Origin of the sequence: uncultured Aquincola sp. (genome assembly GCF_964001545.1) — a bacterium.
Taxonomy (GTDB): Bacteria; Pseudomonadota; Gammaproteobacteria; order Burkholderiales; family Burkholderiaceae_C; genus Aquincola.
This window is the reverse complement of sequence record NZ_CAXFDV010000239.1, coordinates 1-13913: the sequence shown is the minus strand read 5'-3', so window position 1 is coordinate 13913 and position 13913 is coordinate 1. Positions and strand designations below refer to the sequence as shown.

Annotated in this window: 15 protein-coding genes; 14 read left to right on the top strand and 1 reads right to left on the bottom strand. The window is 71.2% G+C overall.

The annotated features are described in order from the left end of the window. A partial coding sequence (locus ABNT58_RS08275; protein ID WP_348753025.1) for a nicotinate-nucleotide--dimethylbenzimidazole phosphoribosyltransferase occupies positions 1-805 on the top strand: 805 nt, incomplete at its 5' end. Between the two features lie 168 nt (positions 806-973). On the opposite strand, the gene ABNT58_RS08270 is transcribed toward ABNT58_RS08275, so the two are convergent. Further along, the gene (locus ABNT58_RS08270; protein WP_348753024.1) at positions 974-1687 is read right to left on the bottom strand and encodes a type II secretion system protein N; all 714 of its coding nucleotides are present in this window, start codon (positions 1685-1687) and stop codon (positions 974-976) included. 61 nt (positions 1688-1748) lie between these two features. Between ABNT58_RS08270 and gspG the strand changes: the two genes are divergently transcribed. The 13 genes from gspG to ABNT58_RS08205 all read left to right on the top strand — a co-directional run. After that, positions 1749-2195 carry a type II secretion system major pseudopilin GspG gene (gspG, locus tag ABNT58_RS08265; RefSeq protein ID WP_348753023.1) on the top strand — a complete coding sequence of 149 codons (447 nt, stop codon included), beginning with the start codon at positions 1749-1751 and terminating at the stop codon, positions 2193-2195. Between the two features lie 7 nt (positions 2196-2202). Next, on the top strand, positions 2203-2661 hold the full coding sequence (locus tag ABNT58_RS08260) for a prepilin-type N-terminal cleavage/methylation domain-containing protein (RefSeq protein ID WP_348753022.1): 459 nt from the start codon (positions 2203-2205) through the stop codon (positions 2659-2661). Then, positions 2658-3029, top strand: coding sequence for a type II secretion system minor pseudopilin GspI (gspI, locus tag ABNT58_RS08255; RefSeq protein ID WP_348753021.1), 372 nt, complete (start codon positions 2658-2660; stop codon positions 3027-3029). Before ABNT58_RS08260 ends, gspI begins: the two co-directional genes overlap by 4 nt. Before the next feature lie 2 nt (positions 3030-3031). Further along, positions 3032-3622: a prepilin-type N-terminal cleavage/methylation domain-containing protein gene (locus ABNT58_RS08250; protein WP_348753020.1), complete on the top strand. Its 591-nt coding sequence runs from the start codon at positions 3032-3034 to the stop codon at positions 3620-3622. Next, positions 3622-4596, top strand: coding sequence for a type II secretion system minor pseudopilin GspK (gene gspK, locus ABNT58_RS08245; protein ID WP_348753019.1), 975 nt, complete (start codon positions 3622-3624; stop codon positions 4594-4596). The genes ABNT58_RS08250 and gspK overlap by 1 nt, the downstream gene beginning before the upstream one ends. An 89-nt stretch (positions 4597-4685) precedes the next feature. Then, complete coding sequence (gene gspL / locus ABNT58_RS08240; protein WP_348753018.1) at positions 4686-5924, top strand: type II secretion system protein GspL; 1239 nt, start codon at positions 4686-4688, stop codon at positions 5922-5924. Then, entirely contained in the window at positions 5924-6442 is a 519-nt protein-coding gene (gene gspM, locus ABNT58_RS08235) for a type II secretion system protein GspM (protein WP_348753017.1), read from the top strand. Before gspL ends, gspM begins: the two co-directional genes overlap by 1 nt. 53 nt (positions 6443-6495) lie before the next feature. Further along, positions 6496-7314 (top strand): type II secretion system protein N, encoded by an 819-nt coding sequence (gene gspN, locus ABNT58_RS08230; RefSeq protein WP_348753016.1) that lies wholly within the window; start codon positions 6496-6498, stop codon positions 7312-7314. Between the two features lie 4 nt (positions 7315-7318). Beyond that, positions 7319-9559 (top strand): type II secretion system secretin GspD, encoded by a 2241-nt coding sequence (gene gspD, locus ABNT58_RS08225; RefSeq protein ID WP_348753015.1) that lies wholly within the window; start codon positions 7319-7321, stop codon positions 9557-9559. A 122-nt stretch (positions 9560-9681) separates the two neighbouring features. Next, positions 9682-11103: a type II secretion system ATPase GspE gene (gene gspE / locus ABNT58_RS08220; protein ID WP_348753014.1), complete on the top strand. Its 1422-nt coding sequence runs from the start codon at positions 9682-9684 to the stop codon at positions 11101-11103. 6 nt (positions 11104-11109) lie between these two features. Further along, on the top strand, positions 11110-12336 hold the full coding sequence (gspF, locus tag ABNT58_RS08215; protein ID WP_348753013.1) for a type II secretion system inner membrane protein GspF: 1227 nt from the start codon (positions 11110-11112) through the stop codon (positions 12334-12336). Then, positions 12333-13079, top strand: a complete 747-nt coding sequence (locus ABNT58_RS08210) for a GGDEF domain-containing protein (protein ID WP_348753012.1) — start codon at positions 12333-12335, stop codon at positions 13077-13079. Before gspF ends, ABNT58_RS08210 begins: the two co-directional genes overlap by 4 nt. Before the next feature lie 130 nt (positions 13080-13209). Next, on the top strand, positions 13210-13913 hold a 704-nt coding region (locus ABNT58_RS08205), incomplete at its 3' end, for an AAA family ATPase (RefSeq protein WP_348753011.1).

Below are 13913 nucleotides of genomic sequence, written 5' to 3'. Positions count from 1 at the left end.
GTCGGTGGTCGATTGCGGCGTGGCCGAAACGCTGCTGCCGCACGACCGGCTGCTGATGCGCAAGATCGCCCACGGCACGCGCAACGCCCGCGTGGGGCCAGCGATGAGCACCGACCAGGCGCATGCGGCCATCCGCGCCGGCATGGAGATCGGCGATGCCTTGCGCGGCAACCTGGTGGCCTGCGCCGGCATCGGCGTGGGCAGCCATGAAAGTGCGGCGCTGGTGCTGGCGCGCCTGGGCGACACCGCGATCCGCGAGTTGCTGATCGAAGGCCCGCAGATGAACCAGGACGACCTGGCCCACCTGATGGCCGTGGTGCAAGGCGCCCAGGGCCGCCACCGCGAGACCGGCGACCCGGTGGAAGTGCTGGCCGCCTTCGGGGGCTTCGAGATCGCGATGATGGTGGGCGTGATGCTGGTGTCGGCCAGCAAGCGCCACCTGGTGATGGTGGACGGCATGGCCGCCTGCGCGGCGCTGATGGTGGCCTCGCGCATCGCGCCGCCGGTGACCGACTACTGCGTGTTCTGCCGCAGCCATTCGCACCAGGGGCTGGACCAGGCGCTCGGCCTGTTCCGCGCTTCGGCCCTGCTGGAACTGGGCATGGAAAGCACCGACGGCACCGGCGCCACCGTCGCCTGGCCGCTGGTGCGGGCCGCCGCGGCGCTGTTGACCGAAGTGGCCGAGGGCGAAGACCCCGGGCCTTCACGGCCGGTGGCCATGGTCAGCGGCGAGATGCCGCTGCCGCCTGCGGGCGACGAGGCCACGCGGCCCGGCCCGCTGGATGCGCCCGACGTGGCGCTGTAGCCGCGTTCAGAGCGTGAGAGTTTTTCGGGCGGGCCCGAGCAACGCGTCCAAAGGCGTCCGATCTAGGCGCAAAGCGCAGCCGTAGCTCGGGCTACGGCGAGCATTTGCAACGACGAGCGGGCGTGTTGGGGCGTGGTGAGCGGGCTTGAACGAAAGACGCTCACGCTCTCAGTTGGTGTTCTGGCCTTCGGGCTGTTCCTGCCCCTGCTGCACGGGTTGCTGCACCGGTTGCGCCGGCACCACCTGCTGCCCCGGCACCGGCATCGGCGGCCGCGCCACGGGCATCTGGTTGGTCATCGCCGGTGGGCGGAACAGCGCGGGCGGCTGCACGCCCGGCACGTAACCGGGCGGCACGGCGCCCGGCGCGGCGGGTGCAGCCGAAGGCGGCATGCCCGCAGAAGGCAAAGTGGTGGCGCCATAAGGCTCCACCGGCAACGTCCCGGTGTTGGGCGCCGGCAGCGGCGGCAGTTCCAGCTGCACCTGCGGCGCTTGCCCGCTGGGGCCCAGCGCGGCGCCGCGGGCATGCACCGACTGCAGCACGATGCCCGATTCGATGGCCATGCCCACGCGGTAGGCGCGGGGCGGCTTGCCATCGACCGCGATCAAGGCCACGCCGCCAGGGCGGGCATCGCTGGCGCGCGGCGCGGCCACGCCCACCAGCTGGAAGCGGCTGGCCACCTCAGGCGCCAGCGGCGCGGCTTCCACCACCACCGGTGCGCTGCCCAGCACGCGCGAGACGTCCGCCGGGGGCAGGTCGCCCATGCCGGCGGCCTGCGCATGGGCCGGAATGGCCGGCGCGGCCGCAAACACCCGCAGGCCCCAGAACGCCGCGGTGCCCGCCACAGCCGCCCAGATTGCAAAGGCCAATATTCGTGCCGTCATCCGGCGATTATGATCGATCGGTTTTGTCGTCAAGTGCGCCTGTCACGGCCCTCAGGAAGTCATGTCCCCGACCACCCGTCCGTCCCTTCGCCGCCGCGGGCTTGCTCGCGGTTTCACCCTGATCGAGTTGATGGTCGTGCTGGTCATCATCGGCGTGCTGGCCGCCCTGATCGTGCCCAACGTGCTCGACCGTGCCGACGATGCCCGCGTGACCGCGGCGCGCACCGACGTCAACAACCTCATCCAGGCGCTCAAGCTCTACAAGCTGGACAACCAGCGCTACCCCACGGCAGAACAAGGCCTGGAAGCGCTGGTGCGCAAGCCCACCGTGGGCACCATTCCGATGAACTGGAAGCCCTACCTGGACAAGCTGCCCAACGACCCCTGGGGCCGCCCTTATCAGTACGTCAACCCGGGCGTGAAGGGCGACATCGACGTCTTCAGCTTCGGGGCCGACGGCCAGACCGGCGGCGAAGGCAACAACGCCGACATCGGCTCCTGGCAGTGAAGCATCCATGGCACGGCACCGCCGGGCCGCTGTAGCGCGCGGCTTCACGCTGATCGAGCTGATGGTGGTGGTGGCGTTGATCGCCATCGCCGTCAGTGTCGCCAGCCTGGCCCTGCGCGATGGCTCGCAGGTGCAGCTCGAGCGTGAGGCCGAGCGCCTGGCCGCGCTGCTCGAAGGCGCGCGGGCGGAAGCCCGTGCCGGCCAGCTGCGTGCCCTGTGGGAACCGACCAGTGGCGTCAACTCCGACGGCAACGACTTCCGCTTCACCGGCCTGCCCAAGGGCGACCGGCCGCTGCGCTGGATGACGCGCGGCGTGACGGTGGAGATCGTCGGCCGGCGCTACGTGGTGCTGGGGCCCGAGCCGCTGATCGGCGCCCAGCGCCTCGTGCTGCGGCTGGACGACCAGCGGGTGGCGCTGTACACCGACGGGCTGGGGCCCTTCACCATCGACCAGGGCACGCCATGAACAGGCGCTCCGCTCGCGGCTTCACGCTGATCGAGGTGCTGGTGGCGCTGGTCATCGTGGCGGTGGCCATCGGCGCCGGCCTGAAAGCCGCCGGCTCCCTGACCGACAACGCCGAGCGGCTGTCGCTGGTGACGGCGGCGCAATGGTGCGCCGACAACCAGCTGGTGACGCTGACCACCCGCCGAGGCAGCTACCCCGGCATCGGCGAGACCACGTTCGAGTGTGAACAGCTGGGCCGGCGCTACCGCGGCCACCTGCGGGTGCGTGGCACCTTCAATTCCGACATCCGCGTGCTCGAAGCCTCGGTGGGCGACGAGAACGACGTGCCGCTGGTCAGCGTGACCACCGCCATGTACCGGTACCGCTGACCATGCGCAGGCAACACGGCTTCACGCTGGTGGAAGTGATGGTGGCCATGTTCATCATGGCGGTCATGGCCGTGATGGCCTGGCAGGGGGTGGACGCCATCGCCCGCTCGCGCACCGTGGCCAAGGCCAGCGTGGACCGCACGCTGCGGGTGGGCACGGTGCTGGCGCAATGGCAGGCCGATCTGCGGGCGGTGCAGCCCAACCAGGTGGTCGACCCGCTCAACCTGACCAACCAGCTGGCGCGGCTGATCCGCAGCACCGACGACGGCGTGCAGGTGGTGGTGTGGTCGCTGCGCGGCGGCCGGCTGCTGCGCTGGGCCAGCCCTTCCACCCGGCTGGCGGGCGAGCTGCAGGAGTACTGGCTGCGCAGCCAGCAGCTGCTGGGCACGGAAAGCGCGCAGCTGCTGATGCTGGACGGCGTGAGCGGCTGGCAGACCTACTGCAGCGACGGCAGCCCCAGCCTCAACAACTGCGAATCAACCCAGGAGGCGATGCCGGTGGCGGTGCGCCTCGTGCTGCAGTTCGATGGTGAGACCGCCGGCACCCTGACCCGCGACACCGCGCTGCCGGCCGTGCCGCGGCCCCAATCGTGATGCAGCGCCGCACCCCGCCCCGGTGGCGCCAGCGCGGCGCCGCACTGCTGCTGGCCATGATCGTGCTGACGCTGGTGGCCACGCTGGCCGCGGGCATGGTGTACCAGCAGGACCGCGCCATCCGGGTGGAAGCCGCCGAGCGGGCGCACGAGCAGACGGCGCACGTGGCGCAAGGCGCGCTGGAAATGGCCCGCTGGGCGCTGCGGCAGGACGCGGTGCAAAGCGGCAAGACTGACCACCTGGGCGAAAGCTGGGCCACCGTGCTGCCCGAGACCGAACTGTCGACGCTGATCAGCGGCCGCGACGAAACGCCGGTCGGGCAGGAAGGGCAGCTGCGCGCCTTCGCCCGCGGGCAGATCACCGATGCGCAGTCGCGCTTCAACCTGCGCAACCTGGTCGACCCCAACGGCGAGCCCGACACGACGCAGGAGTTCGTCTTTCGCACGCTGTGCAGCGATGCCGGGCTGCCCGACGAGGTGGCGGTGCGCATCATCAACGGGCTGCGCCAGTCCTGGTCGAAGACGCTGGCGGCGCAGGCGGTGATCGCCCCCACCCGCATGGCGCAGCTGAGCTGGCTGGGCATCGAGCCCAACGTCATCGACAACCTGCGGCCCCTGGTCGACCTGCTGCCTGAGCGCACCACGCTCAACATCAACACCGCGGGTGTGGAAGTGCTGTCGGCCGCCATCCTCGGCCTGAACCGCGGCGACGCCGAACGCGTGGTGGAAGAACGCCGCCGCCGCGCCAAGGACGGCGGCTTCACCTCCAGCGCCCAGCTGCGCGAGATGTTCCCGGGGCTCAAGGAAGGCGCCTTCGTCAACACCGGGGTCACCAGCAACTACTTCGAGGTGCGGGCCGAGCTGCGCATCGGCGAAGAGATCACGCGTGATGCCTGGCTGCTGCGCCGCAACGGCACCAATGTGTCCGTGGTGCGGGAGGAGCGCCTGTCCCGCTGGACCAACCCGCGCTCATGAACTCGCCGACCCCAGGCAGGCAGCAAAACCGGAATCGTTTTCCTTTTTCATTTGCTGCTGTCATCTAAAAAAGTTAGCCTCCGCCCTCCATGTCCATCCTCGTCGTCAAGATTCCGCCCCGGGAACGGCTCATGCCGGGCCGCGGCGACCCGGTGGAGCGCACCGCCAGCGAATACGCCTATGTGCTCAGCAGCGACGGCCTGAGCGTGAGCAGCGCCGGCCGCTGTGCGCCCGCGCTGCTGCCCAAGGCCGACACCGTGGTGGCGGTGCTCACCGACACCGACGTGAGCTGGCAGCGCATCACCCTGCCCCGCGCCCCAGCGCAGCGGCTGCGCGCGGCGCTGGGCGGCGTGCTGGAAGAAGCCCTGCTGGAAGACGCCGAGGCGCTGCACCTGGCCGTCGCCCCCGGCGCGGCCGCGGGCCAGCCCACCTGGGTGGCCGCGATGCCGCGCGGCTGGTTGTCGCTGCACCTGGCCACACTCGAAACCGCGGGCCGCGCGGTGGAACGGGTGCTGCCTTCGGCCTGGCCCGACGAAGCGCCGCTGGGCCATTTCGCCGAGCCGGCCGGCGCCGATGGCGACAGCCCGCCGCTGCTCACCTGGGCCGATGCCGACGGCGTGCTCACTGTCGGCCTGCAGGGCGGGCTGGCGCGCCAGATGCTGCCGCAGTGGCTGGCCACCGCCGCCCGCTGGAGCGCCACGCCCGCCGCCGCCACCGCGGCCGAAGCCTGGCTGGGCGCGCCGGTGCAGGTGCTGTCGGACGACGAGCGCACGCTGCAGGCGGTGCGCTCGCGCTGGAACCTGCGGCAGTTCGAGCTGGCGCCGCGCCACCGCGGCATGCAGGCGGTGCGCGAGGCCTGGCGCCGCTTCCTGAGCCCGGCCTTCCGGCCCGCGCGCTGGGGCGTGATGGCGCTGCTGGCGGTGCAGATCGTGGGCCTGAACCTCTGGGCCTGGCATGAGCGCGGCGAGATCGATCGCCGCAAGCTGGCCATGCAGCAGGTGCTCAAGGAAGCCCATCCGCAGGTGCGCGCGGTGCTGGACGCGCCGGTGCAGATGTCGCGCGAGACCGAGATGCTGCGCGTGGCCGCCGGCAAGCCCGGCGAGACCGACCTGGAAGGCCTGCTGAACGTGGCCGCCTCGGCCTGGCCCCAGGGCGCCGCGCCCGCGGCTTCGCTGCGCTTTGAGCCCGGCCGGCTGAGCTTCACCGCGCTGGACTGGAGCCCGCAGCAGATCGAAGAATTCCGTGGCCAGTTGCGCCCCGCCGGCTGGCAGGTGGAAGAAGCCAACGGCACCCTGACCTTGAGCCGCGCGCCGGCCGGAAGAAGCTGATGAATGCCGTTCTCTCCCCCGCCCAAGGCGGCCTGGCCGCGGTGCGTGCCCAGCTGCGTGCCCGCTGGCGCAGCCTGGCCCAGCGCGAGCGCCGGCTGGTGGCCGGCCTGGCCGCAGTGCTGGCGGTGGCCGCCGTCTGGCTGCTGCTGGTGCAGCCGGCCTGGCGTACCCTGCGCAGCGCACCGGCCGAGATCGACCGGCTGGAAGCCCAGCTGCAGCAGATGCGGCGTGAAGCCACAGAAACCGCCGAGCTGCGCAATGCCCCGCGCATCAACCTCACCCAGGCCAGCGCCGCGCTCCGCGCCAGCACCGACCGGCTGGGCGAACGCGGCAAGCTGCAGGTGATCGGCGACCGCGCCACGCTGACGCTGGCCAACGCCAACGGCGACGAACTGCGCCGCTGGCTGGCCGAAGCCCGCAGCGGCGCCCGCGCCCGCCCGGTGGAAGCCAACCTGACCCGAGGCCCGCAAGGACACACCGGCACGCTGGTGGTCGCACTCCCGGGCAACAACCCATGACGGCGCGCTGGACTGCGCTGCGGCCGCGCCGGGCCGCAGCCGGTGCCGCCGCCATGGCGACGACCGACACCGGGGCCGGGCGCCGCGCCCGCCGCTGGGGCCTGCTGGGCGCGGTGCTGGGCCTGCTGGTGGGCGTGGTGGCCTTCATGCCGGCGGCCTGGCTGGCGCGCGGCATCGCCTCGGCCACCGACCAGCATGTGCTGTTCACGCAGACCCGCGGCACCGTGTGGTCGGGCAGCGCACTGCCGGTGCTCACGGCCGGGCCTGAAAGCCGCACCGCGCTGGCCCTGCCGGGGCGGCTGGAATGGTTGCTGCACTGGCGGGGCCTGTCGCTGGAGCTGCAGCTGCGCCAGCCCTGCTGCCTGGCCGCGCCGCTGGTGGTGCAGCTCAGGCCCGGCTTCGGCCAGACCACCGTCACGCTGCTGCCGCCGGCCAACGGCGGCCTGGTGGGCCAGTGGCCGGCCGCCTGGCTGGCCGGCCTGGGCACGCCCTGGAATGCGGTGCAGCTCAGCGGCACGCTGCGCCTGCGCACGCCGGGCCTGACCGTGGAACAGGTGGCCGGCCGCACCCGCTTCACCGGCGAGGCCACGCTCGAACTCACGCACGTGGCCACGCCGCTGGCGCCCATCGACACACTCGGCAGCTACCAGGTGGTGCTGCGGGGCGATGCGGCCAGCGGCAACGCCTCCACAATCACGCTCACCACGCTCGAAGGCGCGCTGCAGGCCAGCGGCGAGGGCCAATGGGGTGAAGGGCGGCTGCGCTTTCGCGGCGAGCTCCGGGCCGTCGATGGCCAGGAAGGTGCGCTGTCCAACCTGCTGAACATCGTCGGGCGGCGCCAGGGGGCGCTGTCCGTCATCTCGATCGGATGACTTCATGAAATACCGAGTCCACGCCCTGGTCACCGCCCTGGTGTGCGCCGGCATGGTGCTGCCACCGCCGCTGGCCGCCCAGACGACGCGCAGCCCCTCCGCCGTCGCCGCCCGCGCCAGCACGCCCGTCACGCTCAACTTCGTCAATGCCGACATCGAGGCGGTGACCCGCGCGATGGGTGCCATCCTCGACCGCCAGTTCCTGGTCGATCCCCGCGTCAAGGGCACCATCACCGTCTACAGCGACCAGCCGGTGCCGGTGACCGTGGCCTACCAGAACTACCTGGCTGCGCTGCGCGGCCTGGGCTTTGCGGTGGTGGAAAGCGGCGGCCTGCTCAAGGTGGTGCCCGAGGCCGACGCCAAGCTGCAGACCGGCACCGTGACCATCGGCCAGGGCCAGCCGCGCGGCGACCAGGTGATCACGCAGATCTTCAAGCTGAGCCACGAGAACCCGAACAACCTGGTGGCCATCCTGCGGCCGTTGATCAGTGCCAACAACACCATCAACGCCAACCCCAGCAACAGCACGCTGGTGATCACCGACTACGCGGACAACCTGCAGCGGCTGGGCAAGATCATCTCGGCACTCGACCAGCCCGCCAGCACCGACATTGAGGTGATTCCGCTGCAGCATGCGGTGGCCAGCGACATGGCCGCGCTGGTGCAGCGCCTGTCCGACAGCGGCGGCGGCTCGGCCACGCCGGGCGTGCCGGCACCGGCGGTGACCGGTGCGGGCGGCGGCAGCGGCTCGGTGCTGGCCGATCCGCGCAGCAACTCGCTCATCGTGCGGGCGGCCAACCCGGCCAAGCTGTCGCAGATCCGCGCCATCGTCGCCCGGCTCGACCAGCCCATGCGCAATGGCGGGCCGGCCGGCAACATCTGGGTGGTGTACCTGAAGAACGCCGATGCGGTGAAGCTGGCCACGGTGCTGCGCGCCGCCTTCTCGCCCAACGGCGGCGGCGGTGGTGGCGGCAGCAGTTCTTCCAGCAGCAGCGGCCTGGGCAGCAGCAGTGGCAGCAGCGGCTCGGGCCTGGGCGGGCTGACGAACAGCGGGGGCCTCACCAACAGCGGCACCGGCAGCAACAGCAGCGGCGCGGGCAGCTCGGCCGCCACGGCGCCGCTGCAGGCCTCGCAAGGGCCATCGACTGGCGGCTTCATCCAGGCCGACCCGTCGACCAACTCGCTCATCATCACCGCGCCCGAGCCCTTGTACCGGCAGGTGCGCGCGGCCATCGACCAACTGGATTCGCGCCGCGCGCAGATTTATGTCGAGTCGATGATCGTGAAGGTGAATGCCGAGAAGCTGGGCCAGTTCGGCGTGCAGTGGCAGCACCTGTTCGGCAACACCGGCGACAGCACGCTGGTGGGCCTGGGCACCAACTCTTCGGTGGGCGGCAACAACATCCTGGCGCTGACGGCGGCCACCGCCGGTGGCGTGCAGGGCGTGGCCGGCGCGGTGAGCTCCATCGCCTCGGGCCTGAACGTGGGCGTGATCCGCAAGATCGGCAGCACCTTCACGCTGGGCGCGGTGGCGCACTTCCTCGAGAACAACGTGGGCGCCAATCTGCTGTCCACACCCAACCTGATCTCGCTGGACAACGAAGAGGCCAAGATCGTCATCGGCCAGAACGTGCCCTTCGTCACCGGCACCTATGCCAACACCGGCGGCAGCAGCACGGTCACGCCCTTCCAGACCATCGAACGGCAGGACGTGGGCCTGACGCTGCGCATCAAGAGCCAGATCGGCGAAGGCGGCACCATCCGCATGACGATCTACCAGGAAAACTCGTCGGTGCTGTCCACCAGCTCCACCGCGGGCCCGACGACGGACAAGAGCAGCATCGAGACCAGCGTGGTGGTGGACGACGGCCAGATCATGGTGCTGGGCGGCCTGCTGAAGGACGAATACACCGATGGCGAAGACCGCATCCCCGGCCTGAGCGGCCTGCCGGTGGTCGGCAACCTGTTCCGCAACGAACAGCGCAAGCGCGTCAAGACCAACCTGATGGTGTTCCTGCGCCCGGTGGTCATCCGCGACCAGGCCACCGCCAACTCGCTGACCATCGACCGCTACGAATCCATCCGCGCGCTGCAGCAGGACGGCCAGCCCAAGCCCAGCGTGGTGATCCCGGTGAACGAAGCGCCGGTGCTGCCGGCCCTGCCCCCGCAACCCGCCGCCCCGGTGCCAGCGCCGCTGGGCCAGGGCGTGCTGCCGCCGGAAGGCGCCGCTTCGGCGCCGCGCTGAAGGAGTGAAGATGCGCCAATACGTGCACAGCAAGGGCCGGCGGGCCGAGCGCCGGGCCGCCCCAAGCCGGCCCGCATCCCCTCGGGGGATCGACCGGCGTACTCGACGGGCGAGGGGCTGACATGAGCGCTAGGCACCCTCTTCCGTATGCGTTTGCCAAGACGCACACACTGCTGCTCGAAGACAACGGCGAGCAGCTGACGCTGTACTGCGGCGACACCTCGCCGGCTTCGGCGCTGTCGGAGGTGGTGCGGCTGTACGACATCACCACCTTCGAGCGTGAACCCAGCGCCACGCTGGCCCAGCGCATCGCCAGCGCTTACGCGGGCGGCGAATCCAGCGCCGCCACCGTGGTGGGCGAGGTGGAAAGCGCGGTCGACCTGAGCCGGCTGATGCAGGACCTGCCGGCGGTGGAAGACCTGCTGGAAGCCGCCAACGACGCGCCCATCATCCGCATGCTCAATGCGCTGCTGACGCAGGCCGCCAAGGACGGCGCCAGCGACATCCACATCGAGCCCTACGAACGCAGCTCGTCGGTGCGCTTCCGCGTGGACGGCACGCTGCGCGAAGTGGTGCAGCCCAACCGCGCGCTGCATGCGGCGCTGATCTCGCGGCTGAAGATCATGGCCGAGCTGGACATCGCCGAAAAGCGCATGCCGCAGGACGGCCGCATCAGCCTGCGCATCGGCGGCCGCGCGATCGACGTGCGGGTGTCCACGCTGCCCAGCGCCCACGGCGAACGCGCGGTGCTGCGGCTGCTGGACAAGACCGAATCGAAATTCACGCTCGAAGGCCTGGGCATGAGCGGCGACGTGCTCTCGGCCTTCGACCGGCTGATCAAGCAGCCGCACGGCATCGTGCTGGTCACCGGGCCCACCGGCTCGGGCAAGACCACCACGCTGTATGCCTCGCTGGCGCGGGTGGACACCAGCACCACCAACGTGCTGACGGTGGAAGACCCGATCGAGTACGAACTGCCCGGCATCGGCCAGACGCAGGTCAACGCCAAGATCGACCTCACCTTCGCCAAGGCCCTGCGCGCCATCCTGCGGCAGGACCCGGACGTGATCATGATCGGCGAAATCCGCGACTTCGAGACCGCGCAGATCGCCATCCAGGCCTCGCTCACCGGCCACCTGGTGCTGGCCACGCTGCACACCAACGACGCGCCTTCGGCCGTCACCCGGTTGATCGACATGGGCGTGGAGCCTTTCCTGCTCAGCTCCAGCCTGCTGGGCGTGCTGGCGCAGCGCCTGGTGCGCAAGCTGTGCCCGGCCTGCAAGCGCCAGGATGGCCAGGGCCGCTGGCACCCGGTGGGCTGCACCGCCTGCAGCATGACCGGCTACAAGGGCCGCACCGGTGTGTACGAGCTGATGCGATCGGACGAGCAGGTGACCGCGCTGATCCACGAACGCGCGGCCGAGGCCGAACTCACCGCCGCTGCCCGCCAGACGGGCCTGCGCTCGATGCGCGAAGATGGCGAGCGGCTGGTGGAAGCCGGCATCACCTCGCTCGAAGAAGTGCTGCGCGTCACCCGCTCCTAACGCCCCATGCCCGCCTACCGCTTCGAAGCCCTCGACGCCGCCGGCAAGGCCTCCACCGGCCTGCTGGAGGCCGACAACGCCCGCGCCGCGCGCGCCCAGCTGCGGGCGCAATCGCTGGTGCCGCTGGCCGTCACCCAGGTGGGGGCGCAGGGCGCCGTCAGCGCGCTGGAAGGCGGCGCCGCCCGCACCGGCCGCCGCGTGTTCAACACCACCCGCCTGACGGTGTGGACGCGGCAGCTGGCCGGTCTGGTGGGCTCGGGCCTGCCGCTGGAACGCGCGCTCACCGCGCTGGCCGAAGAGGCCGACGACCAGCGCCAGCGCGAGCTGGTGGCCCACCTCAAGAGCGAGGTGAATGCCGGCGCCAGCTTCGCCCGGGCGCTGGCCAGCGCGCCGAAAGACTTCGACGAGGTGTACCGCGCGGTGGTGGCCGCGGGTGAGCAGAGCGGCGCGCTGGGCATCGTGCTCGAGAAGATGGCCGACGACCTGGAAGAGCAGCAGGCGCTGCGCGCCAAGCTGATCGGTGCGGCGCTGTACCCGGCCATCGTCTCGCTGATCGCGGTGGTCATCGTCATCTTCCTCGTCACCTACGTGGTGCCGCAGGTGGCCTCGGTGTTCACCAACAGCAAGCGCGCGCTGCCGGGGCTGACGGTGGCCATGCTGGCCATCAGCGACTTCGTGCGCCACCAGGGCTGGATCGCGCTGCTGGCGCTGCTGCTGGGCGGTGGCGGCCTGGTGCTGGCGCTGCGCCACGAGCCCTTCCGCGAACGCTTCGACGCCGGCTGGCTGAAGCTGCCGGTGCTGGGCCGGCTGGCGCGCGGCTACAACGCGGCCCGCTTTGCCAGCACGCTGGCCATGCTGGCCGGCGCGGGTGTGCCCATCCTGAAGGCGCTGCAGGCGGCGGCCGAAACCCTGTCCAACCGCGCGATGCGGGCCGACGCGATGGACGCACTGGTGCGCGTGCGCGAAGGCGCACCGCTGGCCTCGGCCATGGCGGGCAAAAAGCGCTTTCCGGGCCTGCTGGCCATGTTCGCCCGCCTGGGCGAGCAAACCGGCACCCTGCCCGCGATGCTGGCACGCGCCGCCTCGCAGATGGGCGCCGAGGTGCAGCGCCGCGCGATGGCGCTGGCCACGCTGCTGGAGCCGCTGCTGATCGTGGCCATGGGCGTGGCGGTGATGCTCATCGTGCTGGCGGTGCTGCTGCCCATCATCCAGCTCAACACCTGGGTGAAGTGAGCACGGGCGAGGCCAGCACGGCGGGCGCGCCCTGGCGGCGCTGGCTGCTGCGCCTGTCGCCGCGCAGCGCCGCCGCGCTGGCTGCGCTGGCTGCCGCACCGTTGGCGGCCGGCCTGGCGGCGGGGGTGCTCACCCTGGCCCATGTGCCACTGGTGCACTGGCCCTGGCCGCTGGCCGGCGCCGCGCTGCCGGCGGTGCTGGCCGCGCCCTCGGCCGCCCGCGTGCTGCTGCGTTTGCTGCACGATCTGGAAGACGCGCAGGCCGAGGCCGAGCGCCTGGCCCTGACCGACCCGCTGACCGGCGCCCACAGCCGCCGGCAGTTCTACCTGTTCACCGAGGCCGAGCTGGCCCGCAGCCGGCGGGCGCAGGTGCCGCTGTCGGTGCTGGTGATCGACGTCGACGGCCTGCGGCGCATCAACGACCACCGCGGCCACGATGCCGGCGACGCCGCGCTGCAGGCCGTGGCCGCCGCCTGCCGCCACGACCTGCGCGACTACGACACCCTGGCCCGCCACGGCGGCGACAGCTTTGCGGTGCTGCTGCCGCAGACCGGCACCGACACCGCGGTGACCATCGGCGAACGGGTGCGCACCGCCGTGGCCGCGCTGCCGCCGGTGAGCGTGACGGTGGGCGTGGCCACCGCAGCGCCCGGCAGCGACCTGAGCGTGGACGCCTTGATGGCGCTGGCCGAAGAAGCCCTGGCCCGAGCCCAGCAGGCCGGCGGCAACCGGGTGCTCACCTGATGTGCAAGCGCCTGGCGGGCGCGATACTTGCTGCCAGGCGATAGGCAATTGCGGCGTGTTTGCGCTGTTGATCGCCCGTTGGGGCAATCACGGCTGCGCTGCAATCAAGCTGCACAGCAAGGAGGCTTCCATGGGCGACCTGTCACCCGCCACCGACCTGGTTCCGGTCCCGTCCGGAACGTCGATCCCGCTCGCGCAGATGCGCAGCGTCTACCGCGTGCACGACGTGGAGCGCAAGCTGGCCAAGCTGCCGGCCAAGGAGCACGAGAACCTGCGCTCCACCTATGAGCGCATGCTGGAAAAAGGCGCCGAGCGCTTCCAGGTGAAACCCTCCGGCCTGCCGGCGATGGAACACTTGTACGACGAACTGCCCAATTTCCATGACGCGCTGGACGACGTGAAGCGCCAGCTGGCGCTGTGCCACGACAGCCGCGATGCGCTGGAGATCGTGCCGATGCTGCTGCTGGGCCCGCCCGGCGTGGGCAAGACGCACTTTGCGCGCGAGGTGGCGCAGCTGCTGGGCACCGGCATGGGCTTCGTGTCGATGAGCAGCCTGACCGCCGGTTGGGTGCTGTCGGGCGCCTCTTCGCAATGGAAGGGCGCGCGCCCCGGCAAGGTGTTCGAGACGCTGGTGGACGGCGCCTACGCCAACCCGGTGATCGTGATCGACGAGATCGACAAGGCGCGCGGCGAGCAGGCCTACGACCCGCTGGGCGCGCTGTATGCGCTGCTGGAACACGACACTGCGCACAGCTTCACCGACGAATTCGCCGAGGTGCCGATCGACGCCAGCCAGGTGATCTGGGTGGCCACCGCGAACGACGAGCGGGCGAT

Coding starts and splice junctions, on each gene's coding strand:
- gspM (WP_348753017.1), top strand. CDS start 5,924: ATGAATGCCGTTCTCTCCCCCGCCCAAGGCGGCCTGGCCGCGGTGCGT.
- ABNT58_RS08250 (WP_348753020.1), top strand. CDS start 3,032: ATGCGCAGGCAACACGGCTTCACGCTGGTGGAAGTGATGGTGGCCATG.
- gspK (WP_348753019.1), top strand. CDS start 3,622: ATGCAGCGCCGCACCCCGCCCCGGTGGCGCCAGCGCGGCGCCGCACTG.
- gspE (WP_348753014.1), top strand. CDS start 9,682: ATGAGCGCTAGGCACCCTCTTCCGTATGCGTTTGCCAAGACGCACACA.
- gspF (WP_348753013.1), top strand. CDS start 11,110: ATGCCCGCCTACCGCTTCGAAGCCCTCGACGCCGCCGGCAAGGCCTCC.
- gspG (WP_348753023.1), top strand. CDS start 1,749: ATGTCCCCGACCACCCGTCCGTCCCTTCGCCGCCGCGGGCTTGCTCGC.
- gspN (WP_348753016.1), top strand. CDS start 6,496: ATGGCGACGACCGACACCGGGGCCGGGCGCCGCGCCCGCCGCTGGGGC.
- gspL (WP_348753018.1), top strand. CDS start 4,686: ATGTCCATCCTCGTCGTCAAGATTCCGCCCCGGGAACGGCTCATGCCG.
- gspD (WP_348753015.1), top strand. CDS start 7,319: ATGAAATACCGAGTCCACGCCCTGGTCACCGCCCTGGTGTGCGCCGGC.
- ABNT58_RS08270 (WP_348753024.1), bottom strand. CDS start 1,687: ATGACGGCACGAATATTGGCCTTTGCAATCTGGGCGGCTGTGGCGGGC.
- gspI (WP_348753021.1), top strand. CDS start 2,658: ATGAACAGGCGCTCCGCTCGCGGCTTCACGCTGATCGAGGTGCTGGTG.
- ABNT58_RS08260 (WP_348753022.1), top strand. CDS start 2,203: ATGGCACGGCACCGCCGGGCCGCTGTAGCGCGCGGCTTCACGCTGATC.